The sequence below is a fragment of the Polaromonas sp. P1_G1 genome, assembly GCF_056405595.1.
This window is the reverse complement of record NZ_JBFUBU010000198.1, coordinates 1-436: the sequence shown is the minus strand read 5'-3', so window position 1 is coordinate 436 and position 436 is coordinate 1. Positions and strand designations below refer to the sequence as shown.

The 436-nt window shown below is 65.4% G+C and carries 1 protein-coding gene; it reads right to left on the bottom strand.

Annotated features, from left to right (window positions below):
* A partial coding sequence (locus AC1D1Y_RS26450) for a DUF1631 family protein (RefSeq protein ID WP_477684961.1) occupies nucleotides 1-436 on the bottom strand: 436 nt, incomplete at both ends.

Sequence of the window (436 nt, the reverse complement as noted above, 5' to 3'; positions counted from 1 at the left end):
CGGCAGCGCCGTTACCACCGCTCAAGGGCGCGGGGGCCGATTGCAAAGGAGCCTGGCTGCTTTGGGCGCCCGATTCGCTGAGCGGTGCGGAACCGGTCAGCGGCGCGTAGTTTGACGATACCGATTTGCGGATGCGGTGCACCGTCTGCGCCTGGACGCCGGCTTGCGCCAGCGTGGCGCCCAAGTCGGTGTACAGCGGCGCCAGGTTGATGGTGTGGGCAACGTCCAGTGCCTGCACCAGGTGTTCGGTCACCTGCGGATCGAACTCGCCTTTTTCCCACGCCACCATGAAGGCACGCAGCAGGATCTCGGGGCGGAAGGGGTTGGTCGACACCGAAGGGGATTCAATGCCAAACAAGGCCCCCAGCTTTTGCGTCAGCGGAGCGAGGGTGGCGTCGTAGTGGTTGTTGAACTGCTGGGCCACGCGGTCCAGCAG